General features: G+C 58.0%; 19 protein-coding genes and 1 pseudogene. 11 read left to right on the plus strand and 9 right to left on the minus strand.

Translation table 11 applies throughout. The features are described 5' to 3' along the window. Positions 1–158 precede the first annotated feature (158 nt). Complete coding sequence (locus AC0IXS_RS05940; RefSeq protein ID WP_057409404.1) at positions 159–833, minus strand: TIGR04211 family SH3 domain-containing protein; 675 nt, start codon at positions 831–833, stop codon at positions 159–161. Positions 834–1,299: 466 nt separating this feature from the next. Between AC0IXS_RS05940 and ppnN the strand changes: the two genes are divergently transcribed. Next, entirely contained in the window at positions 1,300–2,673 is a 1,374-nt protein-coding gene (gene ppnN / locus AC0IXS_RS05945; RefSeq protein WP_043306574.1) for a nucleotide 5'-monophosphate nucleosidase PpnN, read from the plus strand. Between the two features lie 49 nt (positions 2,674–2,722). Here ppnN and AC0IXS_RS05950 read toward each other — a convergent pair whose 3' ends face one another. Continuing rightward, entirely contained in the window at positions 2,723–3,592 is an 870-nt protein-coding gene (locus AC0IXS_RS05950) for a helix-turn-helix domain-containing protein (protein WP_057409403.1), read from the minus strand. Between the two features lie 149 nt (positions 3,593–3,741). On the opposite strand from AC0IXS_RS05950, the gene pobA reads away from it, so the two are divergent. From pobA to AC0IXS_RS06000, 10 genes and pseudogenes are all read left to right on the plus strand, one after another. Beyond that, the gene (gene pobA, locus AC0IXS_RS05955) at positions 3,742–4,926 is read left to right on the plus strand and encodes a 4-hydroxybenzoate 3-monooxygenase (RefSeq protein ID WP_122668565.1); all 1,185 of its coding nucleotides are present in this window, start codon (positions 3,742–3,744) and stop codon (positions 4,924–4,926) included. Positions 4,927–5,268: 342 nt separating this feature from the next. Then, positions 5,269–6,594 carry an MFS transporter gene (locus tag AC0IXS_RS05960; RefSeq protein ID WP_471824120.1) on the plus strand — a complete coding sequence of 442 codons (1,326 nt, stop codon included), beginning with the start codon at positions 5,269–5,271 and terminating at the stop codon, positions 6,592–6,594. Positions 6,595–6,762: 168 nt separating this feature from the next. Beyond that, positions 6,763–7,113 carry a DUF6152 family protein gene (locus AC0IXS_RS05965; RefSeq protein WP_122668551.1) on the plus strand — a complete coding sequence of 117 codons (351 nt, stop codon included), beginning with the start codon at positions 6,763–6,765 and terminating at the stop codon, positions 7,111–7,113. Further along, complete coding sequence (locus tag AC0IXS_RS05970; RefSeq protein ID WP_471826192.1) at positions 7,113–7,607, plus strand: DUF6644 family protein; 495 nt, start codon at positions 7,113–7,115, stop codon at positions 7,605–7,607. Before AC0IXS_RS05965 ends, AC0IXS_RS05970 begins: the two co-directional genes overlap by 1 nt. Before the next feature lie 304 nt (positions 7,608–7,911). Then, positions 7,912–9,987 (plus strand): type VI secretion system Vgr family protein, encoded by a 2,076-nt coding sequence (locus AC0IXS_RS05975; RefSeq protein ID WP_471824123.1) that lies wholly within the window; start codon positions 7,912–7,914, stop codon positions 9,985–9,987. Continuing rightward, positions 9,984–10,529, plus strand: a pseudogene (locus AC0IXS_RS05980) (DUF4123 domain-containing protein); the annotation flags it as partial. The gene AC0IXS_RS05975 and the pseudogene AC0IXS_RS05980, both read left to right, overlap by 4 nt. A gap of 248 nt (positions 10,530–10,777) precedes the next feature. Continuing rightward, complete coding sequence (locus tag AC0IXS_RS05985; protein WP_471824125.1) at positions 10,778–14,566, plus strand: hypothetical protein; 3,789 nt, start codon at positions 10,778–10,780, stop codon at positions 14,564–14,566. Between the two features lie 163 nt (positions 14,567–14,729). Then, on the plus strand, positions 14,730–15,590 hold the full coding sequence (locus AC0IXS_RS05990; RefSeq protein WP_424492370.1) for a hypothetical protein: 861 nt from the start codon (positions 14,730–14,732) through the stop codon (positions 15,588–15,590). A 165-nt stretch (positions 15,591–15,755) separates the two neighbouring features. Further along, positions 15,756–16,658 carry a hypothetical protein gene (locus AC0IXS_RS05995; protein WP_162501277.1) on the plus strand — a complete coding sequence of 301 codons (903 nt, stop codon included), beginning with the start codon at positions 15,756–15,758 and terminating at the stop codon, positions 16,656–16,658. A gap of 165 nt (positions 16,659–16,823) precedes the next feature. Next, positions 16,824–17,726 carry a hypothetical protein gene (locus AC0IXS_RS06000; RefSeq protein WP_122668567.1) on the plus strand — a complete coding sequence of 301 codons (903 nt, stop codon included), beginning with the start codon at positions 16,824–16,826 and terminating at the stop codon, positions 17,724–17,726. Positions 17,727–17,777: 51 nt separating this feature from the next. On the opposite strand, the gene AC0IXS_RS06005 is transcribed toward AC0IXS_RS06000, so the two are convergent. The 7 genes from AC0IXS_RS06005 to AC0IXS_RS06035 form a co-directional block, all read right to left on the minus strand. Continuing rightward, complete coding sequence (locus AC0IXS_RS06005; protein ID WP_057409758.1) at positions 17,778–20,015, minus strand: ATP-binding protein; 2,238 nt, start codon at positions 20,013–20,015, stop codon at positions 17,778–17,780. Continuing rightward, positions 20,012–20,626, minus strand: coding sequence for a biliverdin-producing heme oxygenase (locus AC0IXS_RS06010; protein WP_057409757.1), 615 nt, complete (start codon positions 20,624–20,626; stop codon positions 20,012–20,014). Before AC0IXS_RS06010 ends, AC0IXS_RS06005 begins: the two co-directional genes overlap by 4 nt. A 195-nt stretch (positions 20,627–20,821) precedes the next feature. Continuing rightward, positions 20,822–21,775 (minus strand): CDF family Co(II)/Ni(II) efflux transporter DmeF, encoded by a 954-nt coding sequence (dmeF, locus tag AC0IXS_RS06015; protein WP_122668557.1) that lies wholly within the window; start codon positions 21,773–21,775, stop codon positions 20,822–20,824. 25 nt (positions 21,776–21,800) lie between these two features. Further along, positions 21,801–22,076 carry a metal/formaldehyde-sensitive transcriptional repressor gene (locus AC0IXS_RS06020; protein ID WP_029243609.1) on the minus strand — a complete coding sequence of 92 codons (276 nt, stop codon included), beginning with the start codon at positions 22,074–22,076 and terminating at the stop codon, positions 21,801–21,803. A 98-nt stretch (positions 22,077–22,174) separates the two neighbouring features. Continuing rightward, positions 22,175–24,208: an LTA synthase family protein gene (locus AC0IXS_RS06025; protein ID WP_122668558.1), complete on the minus strand. Its 2,034-nt coding sequence runs from the start codon at positions 24,206–24,208 to the stop codon at positions 22,175–22,177. A gap of 10 nt (positions 24,209–24,218) precedes the next feature. Then, positions 24,219–24,839 (minus strand): hypothetical protein, encoded by a 621-nt coding sequence (locus AC0IXS_RS06030; protein ID WP_057409754.1) that lies wholly within the window; start codon positions 24,837–24,839, stop codon positions 24,219–24,221. Then, positions 24,836–26,134 carry a sialidase family protein gene (locus AC0IXS_RS06035; RefSeq protein WP_004880647.1) on the minus strand — a complete coding sequence of 433 codons (1,299 nt, stop codon included), beginning with the start codon at positions 26,132–26,134 and terminating at the stop codon, positions 24,836–24,838. Before AC0IXS_RS06035 ends, AC0IXS_RS06030 begins: the two co-directional genes overlap by 4 nt. Positions 26,135–26,179 lie beyond the last annotated feature (45 nt).

Genomic DNA, 26,179 nt, shown 5'->3' on the forward strand with positions numbered 1-26,179 from the left:
CTTCGCGACTGATTGCATCGAGGACAGGCAGGATTTTTTGCGAGGCGGATCAAAAAAGCAGGAGCGTAAAGGCTATTACGGAGACGCGAGTCACATAGCAGGATTGCCCTGCACCGCAGCGCCCCGATACTCGAGGGCTGCGGCATGCGGATAGAGCCTTACACCCAGCCGTCGTTCTTCTTGCGGCCCCGGGTCAGTGCCGGCAGGATCAGACCAACCAGCAGTCCAGCGCCAGCAATGCTGCCACCGTAGACCATGTAACGCATCATCACCTGCTTGTTCTCATCACCCAGGCGGGCCTGAGTGGAACGCAGCTCGGCCTGTGAGTCAGCCAGTTGATCGTTGAGCGTCTTGGTACGCGCTTCCAGTTCATCGACCAGCTTCTTGCGCGCATCCAGAGTTTCCTGCATGCCTTGCACGCGGGTTTTCCAGGTGTTGTCGATGCCGTTCAATTGTTCGGTGAGTTCTGCAACCTGCTGGGTCAGCTGCGGCACGCGCTCAGCCTGGCCAGGGACGTCCTGCAGATCACTGCTGGGGATCCACACGGTGCTGCCCCCCTCGCCTCGCACCTGGCTGAAATTGCCCGAGGTGCTGAGCAGTTCCACTTTCTGCCCGGACTTGAGCGTGCCGACAATGCGATGCCCGTCAGTCGGGCCGCTACGCACGTAGGTGGTCAGGCTGTCACTCACCCAGCGCTCGCTGTCCGCCGCCTGAGCGGTAATGGGTGTAAGAACGCAAAGCACGGCGCCCAGCAGACCGGTGCCGAGGAGATGACGCGAAGCAGTGAACAGGCCAGGGGCACGAGAAAGCAGTGCTGAAAGATGACGAGACATGGCAATGATTATCTTTGTCTGGAATGAAAATAAAGCCCCGACGTACGGGCCGGCTAACGATGGATCTGGCGAGCGGCAAATCAATTGCAACTCCTGTCTGAACGGGCGGTCTGCCTATCAGGCGCGTTGAAAAATGCCTGCAATCCTTTATATCGGCAGCCACTTCCACAGGCTGTCCAGAGAGTCCATCAGCTAACAGACCCTGTTAAATGGGTCAGGTTCACTATTGGCCTGCTTGTGCGTCAAAATTCAGCCGCATGGCGTGTCGATCAAGTGCCTGCTTTATATGACTTTCAGTCCTTCAGACGACGCTCACCCCTTTGAACTCGCAGCAGCGTGAGGCCCGGCGTTTGCATTCGCGCCCAAGTGCTGTAGAAAATACCGTCAGGCGTGAACGTCTTCGATGCTCACCATCCTGATGCGCAGGCCCTGCCGCCTCGACTGCATCGCTCTAATGGAAAATAGAATGATCCCAAGACAAGTGATTAACGCCACGGTAAGCCCAAAAGGCAGCCTTGAAACCCTGTCCCAACGTGAAGTCCAGCAGCTCAGCGCTGCGGGCTCAGGCAGCACCTACACCCTGTTCCGCCAGTGCGCCCTGGCCATCCTCAATACTGGCGCCCATGTCGATAACGCCAAGACCATCCTTGAGGCGTACGAGAACTTTGAGGTCCGCATTCATCAGCAGGACCGTGGCGTGCGCCTGGAGCTGCTCAACGCTCCGGCCGATGCCTTCGTCGATGGCGAGATGATCGCCAGCACCCGTGAAATGCTGTTCAGCGCCCTGCGCGACATCGTCTACACCGAAAGCGAACTGGACAGCCAGCGCATCGACCTGAGCAACTCTCAAGGCATCACCGATTACGTGTTCCACCTGCTGCGCAACGCCCGTACCCTGCGCGCCGGTGTCGAACCGAAAATGGTGGTGTGCTGGGGCGGCCATTCGATCAACACCGAAGAATACAAATACACCAAGAAGGTCGGCCACGAGCTGGGCCTGCGCAGTCTGGACATCTGCACCGGCTGCGGCCCCGGCGTCATGAAGGGCCCGATGAAAGGCGCGACCATCGCACACGCCAAGCAACGGATCGTCGGTGGCCGCTACCTGGGTCTGACCGAGCCGGGCATCATCGCCGCCGAAGCGCCGAACCCGATCGTCAACGAGCTGGTGATCCTGCCGGACATCGAAAAGCGTCTGGAAGCCTTCGTGCGCGTGGGTCACGGCATCATCATCTTCCCTGGCGGCGCAGGCACGGCCGAAGAATTCCTGTACCTGCTGGGCATCCTGATGCACCCGGACAACAAGGACGTGCCGTTCCCGGTGGTCCTGACCGGTCCGAAGAACACCGAACCGTACCTGCAACAACTGCACGCATTCGTCGGCGCCACACTGGGCGAAGAGGCGCAGCGTCACTACCAGATCATCATCGACAATCCGGCAGAAGTCGCGCGTCATATGGCCAAGGGCCTGAAAGAGGTGCGTCAGTTCCGTCGCGAGCGCAACGACGCGTTCCACTTCAACTGGCTGCTGAAGATCGAAGAGAGCTTCCAGCACCCGTTCGATCCGACCCACGAAAACATGGCCAGATTGCAGCTCAACCATGACATCCCGTCTCATGAGCTGGCGGCCAACCTGCGTCGGGCCTTCTCCGGCATCGTGGCGGGCAACGTCAAGGACAAGGGCATTCGCCTGATCGAAGAACACGGCCCGTACCAGATCCACGGCGATCCATCAATCATGCAGCCGCTGGACAAATTGCTTAAGGCTTTCGTCGAGCAGCACCGCATGAAGCTGCCGGGTGGCGCAGCCTATGTGCCGTGCTACCAGGTAGTGACCTGACCGCCCGATAACGCGGACAGACAACGGGGCGCTCTGAAGCGCCCCGTTTTCATTTCTGCTGGCGGAACTGGCTGGGTGACTGCCCGGTGGCACGCTTGAAGAATCGGGAAAAATAGGCCGGTTCGGAAAACCCCAGGCTGTCGGATACCTGATTTACCGTCATGGTCGTGTAGACCAGATTGCGCTTGGCTTCCAGCAGCAGACGCTGGTTGATGATCTGCAACGCCGACTGGCTGCACAATCGCCGACACAGTGCATTCAAATGCGCCGCGCTGAGCCCAATGCGCTGCGCGTGCTGCTCGATGGACCAATGTTCACGGAAGCTCGCTTCCAGTTGATGCATGAACACCTGCAAATGCTCGCGACCGCGATCCAGCACCTGACTGTCATCACCCCGCTGCTCGCTGCCCCGTCGGCTGAGCCAGACCATCAGCACGTTGATCAACGACTGCAGCATCAGGTCGCGCCCCGGCTTGCGCTGGCGATACTCGCGGGCAATCGCGCTGAACAGCGTGTCCACGTAGACGCTGTCGTCGCCCAGAACATGACAACGCGCCGTGCCGATGGCCGAAATATCCAGCGCCGCTTCCAGTTGCTCAACCAACGGCCGCGCCAGGCTGAGAATATGCCCCTGAATGTCCTCGGCAAACTTGAAGGTATGCACGCTGAGCGCGGGCACCACTTGCAGCGACGGCGTATCGACCTGATGCACCACGTCTTCGACCTTCAGCACCGCGCGGCCGGACTGGACGTACAGCAACTGAACCAGATCACCATGGCGATGGGGCTTGATCTCCCATTCATGCATTTTGCTGCGCTCGGGAATCGATTCGCAGTGGATCAGATCTGGCGTCGGCCACGCTGTGGTTTCGCCGTAAAGCTTGAAAACGGGAACGGAAACAGGCGCTGTTCTGGGCATCATTCAATCCTCGCCAGACCCTCGAAAAGTCCAGGTAATGTGCTGGATATTGCCTTCATATCCCGCTGGCATCCATTAAAAATGCAGGAGACAAAAACAAACACATCCCGCAAGCCATGGCTGGCAGGGATCACAGAAAGGTCATCTCCATGAAAACCCAAGTCGCCATCATCGGCTCAGGCCCGTCCGGACTGCTGCTGGGCCAGTTGCTACAACGTGCCGGTATCGACAACGTCATCGTTGAACGCAAGAACCCCGACTACATCCTTTCCCGCATTCGTGCCGGCGTGCTTGAGCAGGGCATGGTCGATCTGCTGCGCGAAGCCGGTGTCAGCGAGCGCATGGACGCTGAAGGCCTGATTCACGACGGTTTCGAGCTCGCCTTCGACGGGCGCTGCGAACGCATCGACCTGAAAGGGCTCGCCAATGGCCGAACCGTGATGGTCTACGGCCAGACCGAAGTGACCCGCGATCTGATGCAGGCCCGCTCCGCGTGCGGTGCCATGACGGTCTATGACGCCGAAGACGTCCAGCCCCATGACCTCAAGACCGACCGACCTTACCTGACGTTCCTCAAAAATGGCGAAACCGTGCGCCTGGACTGTGACTACATTGCCGGGTGCGACGGCTTTCATGGCGTTTCCCGGCAGGCGATCCCGGCCGAGGCACTGAAAGTCTTCGAGCGCGTCTACCCGTTCGGCTGGCTCGGCGTGCTGGCCGACACCCCGCCGGTCAACGACGAACTGGTCTACGCCAACCATCCGCGCGGCTTTGCGCTTTGCAGCATGCGTTCGGCGATTCGGACGCGTTATTACGTTCAGGTCAGCGCAGATGAGCGTGTCGAGGACTGGTCGGACGAGCGTTTTTGGGGCGAACTCAAATCGCGCCTGCCTGCCCATCTGGCGGAGCGTCTGGTGACGGGTCCGTCCATCGAGAAAAGCATCGCTCCGCTGCGCAGCTTTGTGGTTGAGCCGATGCAGTATGGCCGCCTGTTCCTGCTCGGCGACGCTGCGCACATCGTCCCGCCCACCGGCGCCAAGGGCCTGAACCTGGCGGCCAGCGACGTGAGTACGCTGTACCGCATCCTGCTCAAGGTCTATCAGGAAGGCCGCACCGACCTGTTGGAAAAGTACTCGCAGATCTGTTTGCGCCGTATCTGGAAAGCCGAGCGCTTTTCCTGGTGGATGACCTCGATCCTGCACAACTTTCCCGACACCGACGCCTTCAGTCAGCGCATCCAGCAGACCGAACTGGACTACTACGTCGGCTCCGAAGCCGGACGCAGGACCATTGCCGAGAATTATGTGGGGTTACCTTACGAGGCCGTTGAGTAAGCGGTACGTCGAATTGATGACCCGCTCTCCGCATAGACACGCATCCCGGACGAAGAGCGTCCTGAGCGGCATTCCAACGCGAGCGCGAGCAACGATCATGCATTGGGTAGTTGATCGTGCCCATCGCTCCGCGTGGGCATGCCTCCCGTGACGCTCCGCGTCACACATGCTGCAGACTGGCGCAATCAAAAAACCATGCATTGCCCATTCTTTTGTGCAACCACACAACACCCGTCCACCTCAGCCGTGCAAAGCCCCAAAGCGTTTTATCTGCAGGCTCCCTATGATCGGAAAGCCCCCGGCAAGCTGTATAAAAATAACAAGCTCTGAGGAACTGACGCCATGTCCAACTCTCCGGTTCGCGAGGTTGGCGACGCTGACGGCAATCATGTCTATCGTCGCATCACCCTGCGCCTTATCCCGTTTATCTTCATCTGCTACCTGTTCAACTACCTGGACCGCGTGAACGTCGGCTTCGCCAAGCTGCAGATGCTCGACGCCCTGAGTTTCAGCGAAACGGTCTACGGCCTGGGTGCCGGTATCTTCTTCATCGGCTACGTACTGTGCGGGCTGCCCAGCAATCTGGCGCTCAACCGCTTCGGCCCACGGCGCTGGATAGGCTTGATGATGATCACCTGGGGCACGTTCTCCACCTGCCTGCTGTTCGTCACCACGCCAGTCGAGTTCTACGTGCTGCGGTTCCTGACCGGCATGGCCGAAGCAGGTTTCTTCCCCGGCATCGTCCTCTACCTTTCCAGTTGGTACCCGAACCGGCGACGCGGCCGGATCATGGCCTTGTTCATGTCGGCGATTCCGGTGTCCGGATTACTGGGCGGACCGTTCTCCGGCTGGATCCTCAACCACTTCGCCGCAGGTCAGGGCGGCATGGCGGGCTGGCAGTGGATGTTCCTGATTCAAGGCCTGCCGACCGTTGCGCTGGGCGTGCTGGCGTTCTTCCTGCTCTGCGACAAGGTCGAAGACGCACACTGGCTGACGCCCGAGCAACGGCAACGGGTCAAGACCGATATCACTCAGGACGAACTCAATCGCCCGGTACACGGCAAGAGCTCGGTGGCGTCGGTGCTGACCATGCCCTTCATCTGGATTCTGGGCTTCATCTACTTCTGCATTCAGAGCGGCGTCTACGCGATCAACTTCTGGCTGCCATCGATCATCAAGAACCTGGGTTTCAGCGATGCGCTGGTGATCGGCTGGATCAGCGCGGTGCCCTACCTGATGGCGGGCGTGTTCATGCTGCTGGTCGGCCGCTCCGCCGACCTGCGCAACGAGCGCCGCTGGCACATGGTGGTGCCGATGCTGATGGGCGCAACGGGGCTCATCATCGCGGCCAACTTTGCCAGCGTGCCACTCGTGGCGATCCTCGGCCTGACCATCGCCACCATGGGCGCGTTGACCAGCCTGCCCATGTTCTGGCCGCTGCCTACCGCCCTGCTCAGCGCCAGCGTTGCGGCGGGCGGACTGGCCCTGATCAACTCGATCGGGCAGATGGCGGGCTTCCTCAGCCCCTATCTGGTGGGCTGGATCAAGGACCAGACCGGCTCGACCACCATGGCCCTCTATTCCCTGGCGGCGCTGACTATCGTCGGCAGTCTGGTTGCCTTGCGCATCAGCCGTCAGTCGGCAGCGAAGGTCGGCGCGACGGCCTGAGTCTCTTCCAACCGATCACGACTTTCCACGGTAACTGGCTACCGTGGAAGTTTCGGATTTCCATCCGCCGGAGAAACCGGTGCACGCGTCGCCCTTTTCGTTTCAGCTGATTCACTTGTCTGCATCGACTTGATGTCATCCCGTCGTCCTTGCAGGAGAAACCGTGCCATGAACCTCATGCACAAGAGCCTCGGCGTGTCCCTTTTGATGGTTGCGACCGCCGCCTTCGCCCACCACGGCTGGAGCGAGTACGACACCGATAAGCCACTTGAGCTGAGCGGCACCATCTCGCAAAGCGGATACGCCAACCCTCATGGCTTCATTCATCTCAAAACCACCGACAAGACCTGGACCGTGGTGCTGGCACCGCCCTCGCGCATGGAAAACCGCGGGCTGACTCCGCAAATGCTGGCAAACGATACGCAGGCGACCGTCGTCGGTTATCAGAATCGCACCCGGTCTGAAGAGGTGAGAGCCGAGCGCATCACCATAAACGGCAAGACTGTCGAGCTTCGATGATGGCGGTCGTCAACGACGGCTCATGGCTGGTCTGGCTGGAAGCGTCACCCCTCGGTCAGGCCATGCGTGGCGAGGTCTGGCTTTACCCGATAATCGAGGTGGTGCACATCATCGGCTTTGCCGTGCTGGTCGGCTCGGTGATCCTGTTCGACCTGCGCGTGCTGGGGTGGTCGAAGGACATCCCGATTACCGCGCTGGCACGTCATCTGCTGGTCTGGGCGCTGGCGGCACTGCTGCTGATCGTGCCGGCCAGGCTGATGATGTTTGCCGCCCACCCCGATGAGTTCGTCAACAACGGTGTGTTCATTCTCAAACTGTGCCTGATCGCAGCGGCCGGCACCAACGCCATGCTCTTTCATGTGGGCGTCTACCGCTCGGTAACGCACTGGAACACACGGCTGGCCGCACCCTGTGTCGCCAGATTTCATGCCGTGCTTTCAATCGCACTCTGGATCGGCGTCGTGACCTGCGGACGACTGCTCGCTTACACCTGAAACTGTCGTGGTTCTCGGCTTCTTGGGCTCATCTGCTGATGCGCAACTTATTGCACAGGCGTGTCTGATAAGGCCTGTTCCGAGCCATGCAGGCCAATGCGATTGGCCCGCTTTGCAGACATTTGCGCAGGTGCGCAATATCTTGCGCGAAAATCACCGAAAAACAGATCAAAAAACAATCAATCCATCCTCAATATCTCTCTATCCCTTTGTATTTATGGGTTAAAAATAATCAGGCACGTATCTTGTTATAGGCATCTGTATTCGATGGGCGCGGTTGCCTGTTGGTACAGAGGGATTCGGGATGTCTGCCCACCAGACTTGTTTCACGCTCAACCTTGATGGCATCGATCATGGCTTTCAGGTACTCGCCTTCAAAGGCCACGAAGCGATCAGTCAGCCTTTCGCGTTTACGCTGGAGCTGGTCAGCGAGTCGTCAGGACTGGATCTGGAAAGCCTGCTGAACAGACCTGCCTTTCTGCAGTTCGCACCCGATAACAGTGGCATTCACGGGCTGATCGACCGTGTCGCCCAGGGCGATTCGGGGCAACACCTGACCCGCTACTCGGTCACCCTCCGTCCGCATCTGGCTCGCCTCAGCCACCGCACCAACCAACGAATCTTTCAGCACCGCACGGTGCCGCAGATCATTGCCCGGATACTGGAGGAGCATGGCCTGCTGGCCACCACCTATCGCTTCCAGCTCGCCAGCGTCTATCCCGAGCGCGAGTACTGCGTTCAGTACCACGAATCGGACCTGCACTTCATTCAGCGCCTCTGCGAGGAAGAAGGCCTGCATTACCACTTCGAACACAGTCCGACTGCCCATCTGCTGGTGTTCGGCGAAGATCAGGCGGTGTTTCCCAAACTGGCGCCCGTGGTGTATCGACAAGACAGCGCAATGGTCGCCGACACGCCCGTCATCCAGCGCTTCAACCTGCGGCTTGAAACTCGACCGAGCCGCACCACGCGCCGCGATTACCATTTCGAAAAACCGCGCCTGACCATGCAAGGCGCAGTACCCGGCGACGCCCGGCCGGACCTTGAGGACTACGATTACCCCGGCCTGTTCACCCATCGTGACCGCGGCAGCCATCTGGCCGCCCGCGCTCTGGAACGCCATCGTCATGACTATCGGCTTGCCGAAGGGCACAGCGATCAGCCACGGCTGGTGAGCGGACATTTCCTGCCCCTGAGCGAGCATCCCCACGCAGCCTGGAACGCACTCTGGCTGCTGACCGAGATCCGGCATGAAGGTCGTCAGCCGCAAGTGCTGGAAGAAGCGGCATCAAACGAACACTCGGGCGCAGGCGAGTTGCGCCAGGGCTACCGCAACACTTTCAGGGCCACACCCGGATCAGTCACGTTTCGACCATCCCTGCGCCATCCCAAACCGCGCATTGCCGGCAGCCAGACCGCCGTCGTGACTGGACCGGCGGGTGAAGAGATTCATTGCGACAGGCATGGCCGGGTCAAGGTCCAGTTCCACTGGGACCGCGAAGGTCAGGTCACGGATCAGAGCAGTTGCTGGCTGCGCGTGTCTTCGAGCTGGGCGGGTGACCGCTATGGCGGCATGGTCATTCCAAGGGTCGGCATGGAGGTGCTGGTGACCTTCATCGAAGGCGATCCCGACCGTCCGTTGATCAGCGGCTGCCTGTACCACGCTGAACACACCCCGCCCTACCCGCTGCCTGCCCACCAGACCCGCAGCGTGTTCAAGACCCTGAGCAGCCCAGGCGGCAAAGGCTCCAACGAACTGCGCATAGAGGATCGCACCGGTCAGGAGCAGATCTACGTCCACGCCCAGCGCGACTGGGACCAGAACATCCAGCACGACCAGAAAATCCGCGTCGGCCACGAACGGCACGACCGGGTCGAGGCCAACAGCTACAGCGAATTCAAGGCCGAGGAGCATCGCGTAGTCGACGGCAACCGCCTGACTGAAGTGCGCAGGGACGATCACCTGACCGTGAGCGGCAAGCAACACATCAAGGTCGGCGAAGCCCTGCTCGCGGACGTCGGCCATGAAGTTCACATCAACGCAGGTGATCAGGTGGTGATCGAGGCAGGAATGGAAATCACCCTGAAAGTGGGTGGCAGCTTTATCAAGATCGACTCGGGAGGGGTAACGGTGAGCGGACCGTTGGTGAAACTGAACTCGGGAGGCATGCCTGCGACGGGCAGCGGCGCGATGCCGAACCTGCCGGGTCTTGTCAAAATGGTTCTGACAGAAACAGCAGGCGAGTTGTTGACGCAGCGGCTGGCAGAGCCGGTTCCGCTGTCCCAGCTCTGTCAAAAGCCTGAAGGCGGAACACCCGCTGACTGTCCGCTGCCCGACTGCGGTTGTCGCAAGGCGTTGCAGGAAGGAGGCAGATCATGAAGACCTGCCTGCTGCTGGAGCGTACCGACCACCTGCTGGAAAAGCTTTACCAACTGCTGCCTGATCCCAAGCCTCGGATGCTGTTCGACAAGACAGAACTTGCACCCTATCGGGACAAGAGCCCCTTGTGGGTAGCCGCGACCGACGACGACCGCCTGTTGCAGACGGTCCACAATGCCCCGGAAAGCTGGCCTGGACTGATCATCGAAAGTCCGTTTCACCACGACATTCTGCTCGCGCATCTCAGACATCTGTTGATCGTCAATTTTGACGAAATCCGCCGAGGCGTCCTGCGTTATTCGAATCCCGTAACGGCCAGCTATTTCTTCACAACCGGTACCACCGAAGAGAACGTGCCATGGTTGGGGCCCATTTCCCGATTGTCTTGGTATGGCGGAACCTGGCCAGACCTTGCGCAAGGCAACCAGCGCTGGATGAGCCTCGACAATCCTCAGGTCTCCCGCTGGACACCTCCGGCCCAGCCAACCACACCGAGACTGAGCGACGCCCAGGAAGACGCCTTCCGCCGTCAGGAGCGTGAGCGCTTCGCCTATGACTGGTGGAAAAAACAAACCGGCACTGACTTTCCCTGGGCACTCGACTACCTGGACGAGGGCATGGCTCACGGCTTCGCAACAGACCCGACGCTCATGAATCGCTACCTGTCGCTGCGTGCACAAAACCCTGAACAGGCACCACCGCCACGTCAGTACAGCGGCACTGGAGAAGAACGTTTGAACACACTGCGAGGCCTGCTGCAACAGTCTGCGCAACACAAGGAACCTGTCCAATGACCATCGGCAGCCTGAGTTCAGGCCCGTGCTGTGAAACAGGCAAACTGATCGTTCAGGTCATGGGCAAGGATCACGCGCCCCATCAGAAACTGGTGCTGAACAGCAAGGATGGCGGATGCACCTACCCTTCCCGTCCCGAGACACTGGAAAGAGAGCCGTACAGTTGCAGGCTGGAGGTCTGGGACCACGTTGCCGAGACGCAACTGGAACTCGAAATTGCGACCACCGAAGGCGAACCGATACGTCTGCCACTGCTCGCTGACACAAAGGTCACGCCACGACAGGCCGATGCACAATTCAACCAGATCATCCCGGTGCTGCCGTTTGTCGCCCTGCCCGGTTCGAAAAGCCCATACGACCTTGGCACGCCGGTATTGGCCCGTGCAGGCTACGTGTACGTCTTCTATCGGCAAAGGCTATGGCGTGAACTGGAAGTAAGGATCAGCGATACCGGCACGACCTACCATGACATTGATGTCGCCCGCTTTCGTCAGGACGAAGGCTTTACACGCGGCGAACGGGCCGCCATCGGCGTGGCGCTTGAGGACATCTGGTTGCCCGGGATGTGGAACGACCGGCGTGTGCTGGATGTGGAGTTGTGTTTTTCCGAGATACAGCTCAGCGCGCCCCGACTGGAGCGTCTGGAACGGGATGCAGCGCTGAGAACCCAGCGTTGCAGCAGACCGGACCTCAGTTATTCGAAAGAGCGCTTCAACCGCTTGTACAAGGGCAAGCCCGACGGCGAGGCCATGCTCAAGGCATTTTCAGGCTTCAACATGCTCGACAAGGTTCAGCAGCTCACACTTGCGCCAATCACCGCCGCACGTCTGAATCTCGAACTGTCAGTGTTTCCCGTCAGCCTCGCAGCGCCACAACGCGCACGTCAGCCCGGTTACGAACGGCTGCTGGATCACCCTGCTCTTTATTTGTGTGATCTGTCAGGCCAGTTTCCGGCCAGGGCGCCCGAACAGGCAAACGCCTTTCTTGCCGAAGCTGACAAAGGCAGAGCGGTCAGGGACACGCATTATCTGGAGCTGTCGGCGCTTGCCGATGCCATGCAGGCCAGCTTGCCTGCCGGTGAAGAAGATTCAACCGATAACCTTGCTGTTCTTTGGGAAGCCCAACCAGCTGTCACTGATGTGTTGAGCAAAGCACGCCAGCGTGAGGTCTGCGGCGTGCTGCTCGATGACTCATATCACCGCATACGCCATTTGCGACAGCGACTCGAGACCCATCAGCAACTGCTCGGCGTGTGCGCCAGGTACGCCATCCAGCACCCTCATCACGCCAGCGCCCTGCTGGTGCATCAGTTGATCGTTCCGCCAACGATAGGAGGCGCGAAAAACCCGCTGAATGAAGTGATCACCTCGCTCTCGGATACTGGCCGACAAGCCGTCAACCAATGCACCGCCACCGTCCAGCGAGCGCTGGTGTGGCGTCACATGATCGCCGTTCAGAATCTGTTGGTTGAAAGCCTTCAACGCCGTAGCACCCTCCAGACTGTCGCCGATCACTTGAGCCAGGATGGCTTCGAGTATGTGGCAGCACTCTATGACCTGAGCCGAACCCTGACGACACTCGCACTCATGCCTTCAAACGTGGATCCGCTGGCACCGGGCGGCACTATCGTGGATGCGGTCACGCAAGTCGGTTTTCTGGAAGCCAAGGTCAGTCAGGGTCAGACACTGCTGTCGCAGATAACCAACGACAGCACGCATCCGTTGCACCTCATGCTCTGGCCCGAAAGCGACCTGGAGTCGGTCTGCCGGCCTTATGAGGCGCCACTCGACGAAGACAAGAACCTGGGCGACGGTCGCTTTCGCGCAACCGAACTGGCACGTTTCGAGAACTTTCCGGCACCCGATCCCGCCACTCAGCTCACGCTGGACGCAACGCTGCTGGCTAACCTGCTGGCGGGTGACAGCCTGCAGAACTTCTTCCTCATCAACAACGGCAAAGCCACAACCGCTGCACTGGTCGGCATCTTCGAGAACCTGCAAGGCGCAGTCGATGCCGCCGAAAACGCTGTCGGGCGAGCCGAACAGACGCTTGCCTCCAGTAAAGTCGCTGTTGCCAAGGCTAACATCAAAAGCCAGTCGGCCATCGATCAACTGGCCAAAGCTCGCGACGAGCCTGTGTCCAACGCACGCAGAATCAACATCAACCGTCAGGGCCGGGGCGTTCAGCAACTGCGCAGCATGATGCCGGAGCATTTCGGCGCGGCGTTCCTATTGAAACGAAACCGGGTCACTCCGCAGCATTATGTATTCGGCCTCGAAGACCTGCCGACCCGAAGCGCCATGCCCAACGCACGCTACGGCGAATACCTGGACCCGAACGGCAACCCGTTCCGCGACATTGATCCCCCGTTCAACCCACACGGCCCCCTGACCTCCGGCGAACACCACGTACTGGTGATCCCGCGCACACACAAAACCGCACGACTGGTCGGCGACATCAACCGCAAACTGAAAGCGGCTCAGGAAGCCGGGCATGCGGTTGGCAAGGCAGAGAACGCCTATGTTAGGGCGAGAAGCGGGTTGAGTCAGGCCATCGAAAACCTGGATGCGACGAAGAGCGGGCCTGTTTACCGTTTTCTGGCATCGACACGTTTTTGTGTGGCGGTGTTGATGTTGGAGATTTGGAACGTGAGTTCGGAGAGTGATGCACTCAATCAAACAACCAGAGAGAAGAATAAATATCGGGCGTCATTAGGGGTCACGGCTGCGGGACTAGACTTGGCTATTGCTTTAGAAGCCTTGTTCGTAAAAATTTCCCGAACAAAAGCTTCACTACAACCCACCAGACAGACACTTTTGAGGATTACTGATGCAGGTTCCAAGCGCTGGCTTGGTCCTTTATTAAGCCGTGCACTTGCCAAGGAAGTGAATGCTCGGATGTTTGCCCAGCTCATTTCAGGCATAGCGCTGACAGTATTGAATCTCTGGGATGCTTGGTACGCCTGGCGGCGAAACGATGATGCGGCATACGGACATATCCTTATTGCCATGGGTGGAATAGCTGGCACGTTGGGTACGGCATTCGCAGGAGCTAATACTATCCTCGGACTGAGTCCCTTGGGCTGGATAGCTTTACTGTTGATAGGTACAGGAGTCGGAGTAATATTACTCTTTAGCTCAACACCACTGGAAACATGGCTAAAAAGTGGTCCGTTTGGGGAGGGAGATATCAGTGATTACTTTTTAAAAGACCCACAAGAGGCATTTTATCGACTCACCAGCCTACTCGCTGGCATCACGATAAAAATAGAAAAAAATCCAGCCTACGAATCATGTGCAAAGTATAACTTTCGCGCTGGAACCCCCCACGCAATCAGAAGCGCCGACACGATCATTCGCATTCAAAGTAATTTACCAGGATTAATCAGCCGTATTGAAAGCCTCGATATCATTACTGAATGCAGGCTAGGCAGTGTTACCACACGTTCCAGCCGAGAAGGAATACCTTACCAAACCGAAACTCAAGCATCTGAGAAAAAAGAATTCCCAAAGGCTCAACGCCTGCATCCTGACGGGTTGGAGTTATTTTTCACAACCCCAACAAACCCGGCAATATCAATTAGCAACACTAAAACCTCTCATTTAACTTGGGTTGTCAGAGCCCAATTTGTGACGAGTCGTGGCGAAGAAAAACGCGTTTTTCCAGCGCCTTCCCCCAGCGAGCCAATCCAATACAACCTTACCTACGCCAAGCCAGACTTCAGTAAGGTTAATCAGCCGTTCTGGGCAGATGAAGAAACATTCAAGGCACGCTCACATGAATAAGTCGAAATATACGTCATACTACGGCAGCTTTACATACGAAAAAAACAAAATACCAAGACAAGCGTCTCCTTTTCGGCGAAACGTTAATGGAGTGCGTTTACCGTGGGGAACGACCTCAAACATCATCCCCGATGGGTTCGTGGCCGAGCCCGCCCCAAATGAAATGCGAATGTGGGAAAAGCAAAATAATGCACCTGCCCATAACGCACCCATTCCATTTCGAGACGTCGAACTTCATCAGGTCTATGACCATGAGCGTATACGCTTTGCACAACTGCCTTTCCGCTCACACTTCTGGCTATTCATGCATGCAGGAGGAAAATGGTCATTTATAATACTCCTGCCTATTTTCCTTCTGACTTCACTGCTCGGTATCGAAAACACTACCGACTCCGCGATCATAAATTACCTCATGCATGTCTTTGATCTATTCCCAGTAATTATGTCACCTTGGTTAGTATTCTGGCTCATCGGTCACATCATCATCAACCACTGCCCCCGCATCTGGTTCCGCCCTCCTAAAGGCCCACTCTGGGAGCTGAACCGCCGAACAGGTCTGGTAACGATATTCGACTACAAACGCCATCGAAAGGAAGGCGTGATCGACGAGTTCATCGCACCGTTCTATGAGTTCGATGCCTACATGATCACCACCCGTGATCGTTACAGCTCCTACTACGGATTGCTGCTCCGCCATCGTTATGAAGACAGGCAGATCAACTTTCATTCGTTGCTTGGCCCTGACGACTTCAAGCATCGTCCCTGCGCGTTGTGGGATTTTCTGCAGAACTACATGGACGTCAGTCGCCCGATCCCGGACATCCTGCTGTTCGAAGCCTACCGACATCTGGACCCGGTCACAGCCGTATACGACAAGGAAAAAGGCCGTAACCCGCGCTACTGGATCGACATGGACGACAACACATTCAAGCAGCGGGTCGATGCCATGTGGCAGCGCGCGTATGCCATCGACACGTTCACACGGCCAAATCTGATGGAACGTTATGTCAGTTACAACGATTGAGAATGTATGAACAAGGCAAAGCGCGACCAATCCTATTACGGATCACAAGCCTACAAGCTTGACGCTATTCCTGAACAGAAGCCCTGTTTAAGACATAAATCATTCGGCTCCACCTCCATACGCCTGCCTTGGGGCTCAACTCAAAAAGTAGCATCGGATGGAATTATGGGGCAGTCGAACCCTAAGAGCATGAGATTCTGGGAGGACGTAGCGAAAGAAAAAGAAAGACAGAAAGTAGAAGGCACCTACACCTCCAAACTATTCGAGGGTATAGAACTTCATCAAAAATACGACCAGGAACGTTTTAGATTTGCACAGCTGCCGCTTAAATCCCAGATATGGCTATTCATGCTTCACTTTGGAAAATGGGGTTTTATAATGCTTTCCCCCATCACTTTGATTTCACACATCGCAGTTATCGTTGCTGCTGACGACACTTGGCAGGTAGTTACAACTGAACTACTAACCGGCCTGTATCCATTAGTGCTTGGCATCCCCCTACTCTTCTGGCTCATCGGCCACATCGTCATCAACCACTGCCCCCGCATCTGGTTCCGCCCCCCCAAAGGCCCGCTCTGGGAGCTGAACCGCCGGACAGGTCTGGTAACGATCTTCGACTACAAGCGTCATCGAAAGGAAGGCGTGATAGACGAGTTTATCGCACCGTTCTATGAGTTCGATGCTTACATGATCACCACCCGTGATCGTTACAGCTCCTACTACGGATTGCTGCTCCGCCATCGTTATGAAGACAGGCAGATCAACTTTCATTCGTTGCTTGGCCCTGACGACTTCAAGCATCGTCCCTGCGCGCTGTGGGATTTTCTGCAGAACTACATGGACGTCAGCCGCCCGATCCCGGACATCCCGCTGTTCGAAGCCTACCGGCATCTGGACCCTGTAACAGCCAAATACGACAAGGAAAACGGCCGCAATCCACGCTACTGGATCGACATGGACGACGACACATTCAAGCAGCGGGTCGATGCAATGTGGCAGCGCGCGTATGCCATCGACACGTTCACACGGCCCAATCTGATGGAACTTTATGTCAGTTACAACGATTGAGAATGTATGAACAATGCAAAGCGGGACCAACCCTATTACGGATCACAAGCCTACAAGCTTGACGCTATTCCTGAACAGAAGCCCTGTTTAAGACATAAATTATTCGGATCCACTTCCGTACGCCTGCCTTGGGGCTCAACTCAGCAAGTAGCATCGGACGGGATTATGGAGCAGTCGCCCCCTGAGAGCATGAGATTCTGGGAGGACGTAGCGAAAGAAAAAGAAAGACAGAAAGTAGAAGGGACCTGCACCTCCAAACTATTCGAGGGTATAGAACTTTATCAAAAATATGACCACGAAATTTTTAGATTCGCGCAATTACCATTCACATCTCAACTCTGGATTTACCTTCTGCAATTGGGAAAAGTTGGATGCATAATATTTCCACCCATACTTATCTACATACATTTTCTTTCTATATATCAATCTAGAGAATCCTGGCAAGCTGTTACCCTTGAGCTACTCCAAGAGGTCTACCCGATATTCCTTGGAATACCCCTATTCTGCTGGGGGATAGGTCACATCGTCGTAAACTATTTCCCTAAAATCTGGTTCCGCCCTCCCAAAGGCCCACTCTGGGAGCTGAACCGCCGAACTGGTCTGGTCACGATCTTCGACTACAAACGCCATCGAAAGGAAGGCGTGATAGACGAGTTCATCGCACCGTTCTACGAGTTCGATGCCTACATGATTACCACCCGTGATCGTTACGGCTCCTACCACGGATTGCTGCTCCGCCATCGTTATGAAAACAGGCAGATCAACTTTCATTCGTTGCTTGGCCCTGACGACTTCAAGCATCGTCCCTGCGCGCTGTGGGATTTTCTGCAGAACTACATGGACGTCAGCCGCCCGATCCCGGACATCCCGCTGTTCGAAGCCTACCGACATCTGGACCCGGTTACAGCCAGATACGACAAGGAAAACGGCCGTAACCCGCGCTACTGGATCGACATGGACGACGACACGTTCAAGCAGCGGGTCGATGCAATGTGGCAGCGCGCGTATGCCATCGACACGTTTACACGGCCCAATCTGATGGAACGTTACGTCAGCTACAACGACTGAAACAATCAGCAAAAAAAGGACGGGGCCGAGTAATAATCGCCCCCGACAGGCTCACTCCGCCCGTGGCACTGTGAATCGGAATTCACTGCCCTTGCCCACTTCGCTCTGGGCCGCCAGCACACCGCCATGGGCCTTGATGATGCCTTGCGAGATGTAGAGACCCAAACCGGTGCCGGTCGGGTTGCCTTCCTTGACGGTCCAGTAGCGCTCGAAGATGTGCGGCAGTTGATCAGGCGGGATGCCTTCGCCGGAGTCGCTTACGGTGAAGACGATTTCTTCGCCATTGGACATTGCCGCTACACCGATCCTGCCCAGCTTAGGGGTGAACTTGATGGCGTTGCCGATCAGGTTCGACAACACCTGGAACAGGCGCTCGGGATCAGCCTTGACCTTGAGCTGCGGCTCGGCGTTGAAAGAAATATCGATGGACTTGTCCATCGCCAGCGGCGCGAGCAGCGAATAGGCTTCCTCGAAGATCTGACTGACTTCCAGCGGCTGTGGGGTGATGGTGTAGCGACCCGCTTCGATTTTGGACGTATCGAGCAGATCCTCAAGCAGCACGTTCATGCGGCTGGCAGCCTGCTGCATGGTATCAATGGCCGAGGAAATACGACGTGACGTGTGCGGTCCGTCGGAGCTGAAGGACTTTTGCATCATGCCGCACAGCATCGAGATCACCGTCATGGGATTGCGCAAGTCGTGGGACACCACGGCCACCAGCTCATCGCGGGCGCGTACGGCTTGCTGCTCACGGGTGACCTGACGCGCCAGGTCGTCTTCCAGTGCCGAACGACGCAGGTCGTTGGCTGCAAACAGATCGCCATGGCTCCACTTGTTCGCGATGCCGGTCATTTCGACTTTCCAGATTTCGAACGAGGTACGAGGCCTGAGGTGCATGCCGACGTCCGAGCTTTCCAGATTCAAGGGTTTGGCGGGGTCGCCGCTCCACTGAATGCTTTCCTTGACCTCGGGACGGAACCAGATCACACCATTGTCCACCGGCTTGGGCAGGCTCATGGCGAGCACGCCGCTGGCGATGGCCTGATAGGCCTCGGCAGGCGGGTAAACACTGGACAGCTGATGGCTGGAGAACACGGGCTCCTTGCCGGACATCATCCACTTGTGCAGCGCACGGATATCCGCTGGCTCCGGACAGATCCCATAGCACTGCATCTGACGGTCTTCAATGATTGCAACGCCGGTCGCGTCGACCAGCTCCATCAGCAATTGCGGCTGTTGAGCCAGCCCGTCGAACACATTTTCTTCTGAGGAAACCATCGACTGATGCAGACGGCCAAGCGTCAGCAATTTGGTCTCGCGCTGACGGCTGACGTCAAGCGCCTCCATTGCACTGATCTGCAGGGACAACACCTGACCGAGCGCCTGACAGGCACTGCGCAGTTCGTGGGAGACGTACAGCGGTGTGCGGTGACCGCAACTGATCAGGCCCCACAGCTTGTCACCCTGGATCAGCGAGACGCTCATAGAGGACAGCACGCCCATGTTCTTCATGTACTGGCAGTGAATCGGAGAAACGCTACGCAGCGTCGAGAAGCTCAGGTCGAGTTGCTGATGGGTGTCAGGACGCAGCTGCGGCACCAGCGGTACCGGCGTGTAGTCGGCATCCGGAATGATGCGCAGCCAGTTGCGGCGGTACAGCTCACGCGCCTGTTCGGGAATGTCCGAAGCCGGGAAAAACAGGCCGTTGAACAACTCCATGGCCGGAGAGGAGGCTTCGGCAATTACCTGACCGTGCCCTTCTTCCTCGAAGCGATAGATCAGAACGCGGTCGTAACCGGTCATTTTCTGCACTTCACGCACGCTGATTTCGTAAAGCGTCTGCAAATCCCTGGCGGCGTGCAACTGGCGCAACATGCGACCCAGATTGCCCGTACGCTCAAGGTAACTGACAGCCTGGGCATCCTTGTCCTGGATTTCGAGCTCCAGAACCAGCGCGTCCTGGCTGCGGTGCATCATGGCTTCGAACTCGATGCCGTTGACGTTGATGAGCAGGCGCGGCGCGTCGACGAAGGATTCATGAGCGCTCGCGCTCCTGATGACATCGGTCCAGCCGGCACCCAGCGCTTTTTCCAGCGATTGGCCAATCACCTGCTGCGGCTCAAGCCCCAGTACAGTATGAACGTTGGCGCTTACCTGAAGCACGGTCAGGCCGGGTTCTGTCAGAGTAAACAACAGACCATGGGGCTGAATGGCGCCCGGAAACTGGATAGGTTCATCAGCGCAATTGGCCAGGAGCGCTTCAAAAGCGTCCTTGTCGAGTTGGCTCATAACAGTACCTCTTGACCGTCGAGCCAGTGCTCGAAACATGCAAATGTGGAATGCGCCGCCTGCGCTGCAGCTGCATTGAAACCAATGTCGTTCGGCACATTGTCCAGATAATTCAGAAACACCTTCCAGCGCGGTCCGGTGTCGACGCCATAAACGTTCAGAAATGCAGCACCGTTTTGCTCATTCAACCCGAGGCGTTTATCCACCTCGCGTCGCAACACCTGCCCACCGAGTGTGGCACCTTCGAGCACATACAGCACGCCCAGACACGCCGCCGCAGAATCGATCGCGGGTAGCCGGGAACAGAGCGCAAGGCGCTCGATGTTCTGATCAGTCATGCCCAGCGCCCGCAGGTCTTCAACCAGCACGGGAGTTTTGACCCTTTCGTGCGGGACGAGTTCTGCCGGAACCAGCGCACTGGTTCGCAACGCCGACTCGAGTGGTAAATAAAACCCGTAATAGGCCTGCAGCAAACGGAGGTAAAGAGCGGCATCCAGACTGGAAGAGAAAAACGGCATGCGTTTTTCAAGTTGACGGTGTAATTGACTGGTTTCAGAGCGAAGTGCATCGAGCAACTTCGAGGGTGTAGCGCAGGAAAACTTTGCCGGCATCCAGTAAGGCTCTCGAAGGTTCGATAAGGCAGAAAAAGCGCGTCCGAGCGAAAATTGACGGACAAAATACAGATTGAATGCGAAAGCGGACAGTTTTTTTCCGAATTGCCGATGAAATACATAAGTTTTAAATGACGACCATAAGGCAATGCGTGCCGGTTACTTGTAACACCAGCAGGCATTGCCTGTTGGAACTCAGACATTTCGGGTCTGGTATTCGATCGTCAGATGCGAGATCTCGTGTACGTGGCTGAGTCTGCCACGGATCACATCGACAGGCACTTTAACATCAGCCAGCACGCTGACAATCGCTGCATGGGCCTGGGGACCGACCCGCCAGACGTGCAGATCGATGATGCTCACGTCTCCGGTGGCTTCCACAATTTCGCGAATTTCTGCCGCGACGTGCTCGTCAGTCACGTCCAGCAGGACACGGGAACTGTCCTTGATCAGGCCATACGCCCATTTGGCGATAACGCACGCGCCAACGATACCCATCAGCGGATCCAGCCAGACCCAGCCCAGATAACGCCCGGCCAGCAGCGCCGCGATGGCAAGCACTGACGTCAGGGCATCGGCCATGACGTGCAGATAGGCTGAACGGAAATTGTTGTCGCCATGATGATGGTCGTGATCATGGTCTTGAGAGCGCCCGTGATCATGATGACCATGCGCGTGGCCGTGCCCGCCCGACAGCAAAACGGCACTCAGCACATTGACCACCAGACCGATAACAGCAATCACAGTGGCTTCGCCAAACGCAACGGTGGTCGGCTGAAACAGCCGGACCAGCGACTCGATGCCGATGCCCAGCGACACCATGGCCAGAATGAGCGCCGATGCGAACCCGGCAAGGTCGCCGACCTTGCCGGTGCCGAAGCTGAACCTGCGGTTGTGGGCATTACGTCGTGCGAACGCGTAGGCTCCGGCTGCGATGCCCAGCGCTCCGGCATGGGTCGCCATGTGCAGGCCGTCCGCAAGCAGCGCCATAGAACCTGTGACGTAACCCGCCACGATCTCGACCACCATCATGGCAAACGTCAGGGCCACGACCCACAGCGTACGGCGAGCGTTGCGGTCATGGGCAGCGCCAAGAAATACGTGATGATGGGGTTGAGCGGCCGTGTGGCCGTGATGTGCGTTACTCATCGCAAGGCTCCTTGCACGACGGGTGTCATTTGGAATAACGACGGATGGCTTCAAGCAATTCTTCCAGGCCTTGCGCCCGTGCCTCGTCACTCAAATCGGGATGCGCCACATGCTCGCGGGCATGGGCTTCGATGATCTGGTCCAGCAAACCGTTGAGGGCACCACGGGTGGCTGCCACCAGGTGCAACGTCTTGCCGCAATCGGCATCGCCTTCCAGATGGCGCTCGATGGCCTGTACCTGTCCGGCAATGCGCCGGACACGTTTGAGCAGATCCGCCTTGCCGTCGATCATGTGCGCCATACCATACCCCCCCTACCTATATAAGCGAGAATGTTAGGCGCATTGAACGCGAGAGGCAAACGCCAGCCTGCAAATGAACAAGGCTGGCGTAACAAGGATCAACGCACGTTCTGGTACAGCATCATCCGCGCGGTCTCGTGCAACCCGCGAGTCAGGTCACGCAGACGCTCGAACTCTTCAGGGTGCTGCTCGGCGACATTGTCCAGCGGCGTGGGCGACGCCAGATCGTGCAGCGTCGGGGAACTGCCGTCGTGCTCCATCTGCAGCAGATAATGCTGCGTCACACCACCGATCAAAGGGAACGTCCCTTCGCGCAGCACCAGCGGCACGACACGTTCGCCTTCCGGTGCAGGCTGTTGAATGTCGCGTCCCATCGCGCCGTTGCTGAACGGCATCCCGGCCATGCCCGCAAGCGTCGGCAGCAGATCGGCAAGGCCCACCGCTTCGTTGACCACCCGCGTGCCGAGCAGGCCCGGCGCGTGGATCAGCATCGGCACGTTATTGCTCTCCAGCCCCAGTTGCTCGAAAGCAGGCGCCATGTGCGGGATCTGACTGATCCGGGTGTTGTGATCGCCGAACAGCACGAAGATCGTGTTCTCGTAATAACCACCGGCCTTGGCCAGTTCCATCAGCCGACCAATGTTGAAGTCCAGCAGGCGCACTGCGTTGTACTGCTCGACGCTGCGTGAACCGGCGGCCTGGACCTGCTCCAGGGTCTTGTCGCTGACTGTGAAGCCGTCGTTGTCTTTGGGGATGGTGAACGGCCGATGATTGCCCGCCGTCTGCACGTAGGCAAAGAACGGTTTGTCAGCGGGCAAGGCGCGCAGGATACGGTCGCTTTCTTTGAACAGGTCCAGATCGGAAATACCCCAGACATCCACCTGAGGCGACTTCCAGTCTCGCTCATCGTACAGACGCACGTCATCGATGCTGCGCCGGATCAGCGCGTTCATGTTGGCCCAGCCCGAGTTGCCACCAATCATGTACAGCTTCTCGTAGCCCTTGAAGTCGTTGATGATCGTGCGCTGCCGGGTGAGCAATGGATGGCGGGTGGCGGTCTCCTGGCGGGTGACGTCGGGAACGCCGGTAATGCTTGCCCAGACTGTTTTCGCCGTGCCGGTGACAGGCACGTAGAAATGCTTGAAGAACCAGCTCTGGGTCGCGAGATGGTCCAGATTCGGTGTCGGATTCAACGGGTTGCCATAGGCACCGACGGCACTGGTGCCCAGCGATTCCAGCATCACGAACATCACGTTCGGGGGTCGATCACCCGGTAGACGATACGGCTGCACCGGTTGCTGACGGGTAAAGTTCGGAACGCTCACATCAGGCTTGTCCACACCCAGGTAGCGAGCGACGACGTCGTAATGCTCGCGCACCTGTTTTTCGTCATAGCGCGACTGGGCGACTTTCAACGTGTCGTACAGAAACAGCGCCGGGTTGAGCCCCAACGCCGCCACCTGACTGTTGCCGGAAAAGAACGCATCGCTCCAGCGCAACGGCACCGGGTTTTCCAGATTGAGGTTTTCGACCCGCCCCAGCAGCCCGAGGAAGGTTGCAAACACCATCACGGCCGACACTGCAGCAATCGATAAGCGCGTCATCGGCCTGGCAGCGCGCGCCAGCGTCACCCGCTCAAGCCTGATCAGCGCCCAGCCCATCAGTGCAACGACCAGCAGCCAGCCGAAGGTAATCCAGAGCACCGGGTAGGTCTGCCAGAGCATGTCGCGGGAGATCTGTGCGTCTTCCAGGTAACGCAGCACACTGGCGTTGAGCCTCACGCCAAGATAAGCGTAGTGGCCGAAATCGACGATGTAGACCATGGTCAGAATCGCCAGTGCCAGCACCAGATAGACCCGCACCACCCAGCGCAGCGACGGCATGCGGATCAGATTCAGGCGTGGCAGCCAGAGCAGCACCGCCACCGGCAGCATCAGCAGCAGCGACAGGCGCAGGTCGAAGCGAAAACCGATGCCCAGCGTCTGCAGCACGTCACTGCTGGTGAACAGTGTGCCGGGTTCCACGCCCGAAAAACCGTAGAAGAACACCATCCGCAACACGGCCAGCAACGCAAATACCAACCCAATCGCGCCCAGCCAATAACTCAGGCGTCGTGATTGCAACCCACTCATTCTCTTCCCTCTAGACAGCGCTGGCAGACAGACCAGTCGGGCGATTACGCCCCATGGCCCTGCGATAGACATAACGAACCGCCAGACACACCAGCGCAACGCAGCAATACAACGCCAGCAGCGGGTCGATCAGGTAGTCCCAATAGTTTTCCGACGGTTTGATCCGGAACGTGAACGCCAGCGTGGCGGCGCTCAACATCACCACGCCCAGTACGTTGCGCAGGCAGACCAGCCCCAGCGCAATCACCGCCACGATGATGATCATGGTCCTCGGGTTGTAGCCCCAGCGATACGGATCGAAATAGGTCAGCCCCAGCGTGGCTGGATACAGCGCGAACGCCATCGCCGCGAACACCAGCAACACCACCAGTCGATGCGAGGCGCCCATCGGTTTGATGACGCCCAGCCGATTCAACGTCAGCCAGGCCAGTACCACCAGACTGCTGATGGCCAGGTCGTCGGTCAGACTGCGGGCGTAGGCCGCCATCGTCAGGCCGTTCACCGAAATCACGCTGAGCAGCGAGGTGGCCGTCAGCAGACCGCACCGCCACCACAGCGATGACGTCAAGGGCGCAAGCAGAATGAACAGCGTCCACGCGAATGCCAGATGAGCCAGTCCAAGCGCGATCATAGGAGGTGCTCCGCCAGCCAGGCCTCGTTGAAGCTGACATGCTTGATGAACGTGTTATTCCACGAGTAGACCAGGTGATACAGGCCCTCGGGACTGCGGATGAAGTACGGGTATTCGTATTCGAAGTCGCAGCCCTGCGGCGAGCAGACGCGCTGGTCGAGGTTGCTCAGAAACTCGGCTTCCATCGGCTGGCGACGTGCGCCGCTGGAGCTTCTGAAGCCTTCACCGATCACCTCTTTGTAGGCTTCCAGCGAGAACGGAGTGCCGAGAGGATCGGGAGACTTGTCCAGATCGATCACCGGCCGCCAGATGTCCATCTGCTCGTCGGTGCCGTACAGGCTGAGTTTGAAACGCCCTTCCCGCAGGTCGTTCAAGGCCACCAGCAAACCCTTGCCGGGCACGCCGACCGCAGCCAGCGACGAATTGGGATTGCTGGGCGACAACGGATGCGGCTCGCTCCAGGTCTGCCCGCCGTCTTCGGTGCGGCTGGCCAGCACGCGGTGATGGGTTTCACCGGCATAACGCAGCAGCGCCACAGCGCGCTGCCCGTCCAGCGGTACAACAGTCGGCTGCAACGAGTTCTTGCCACGGCTGATGCGAAACTTGTCGATCACATCGCCGTCCGGGCTCAGGTACAGGTACTCGGCAAACTTGCCGAGAAACTCGTGGTACACCGGCAGACCGATAGAGCCGTCGGCGTGGAACACTGGTGCGGCGCGCACCAGGGTGCTGATATTCAGAAAAGGCGAGGTCACCAATTGACGCGGCGGCGACCAGCTGGCGCCCATGTCGCTGGAGACCATCGCATTGACCGTACTGCCCGCCCAGCCGCCTACCGATACCGACACGTAGAACAGCCAGAGGCGCTTGTCGGGGGCCAGCGCAATCACCGGATTGCCCAGCTTGCGGATGTATTTTCCGGTGCCGGACTGGGTTGATTCGCGGGTCGCCAGCACGTGCTCGCTCCCCCATTCCTCGGTTGCGGCATCGAAGCGCGAGGTACGGATCTCGACATCGCCAGCGCCTTCACGCGAGCCTGCGAACCACACCGACATCAGGTCGCCGCCGGGCAACGCGGTGACCGCCGAGGAGTGCACGAAGTCATCCAGATCGGACGAGGCGAAGCGCGAGCTGTAGGAAGCCTTGGGCGCAACGCTTTCCGTGTTGACGGTTGGCGTGCTGACCGCAAAGCCGGATATCCGGTGCAGCGGATGGCTGAGCCACGCACTGATAAAGATCGACACAACGATCAGGCCTGCGCTCCATGCGACCAGGTTTCGGGAAATTACACGCATGAAGGGGCATCACTGTGGTGAAGGTAAGGAAGTAACCGTTTGGTT

It is taken from the genome of Pseudomonas sp. AC016 (assembly GCF_979253365.1).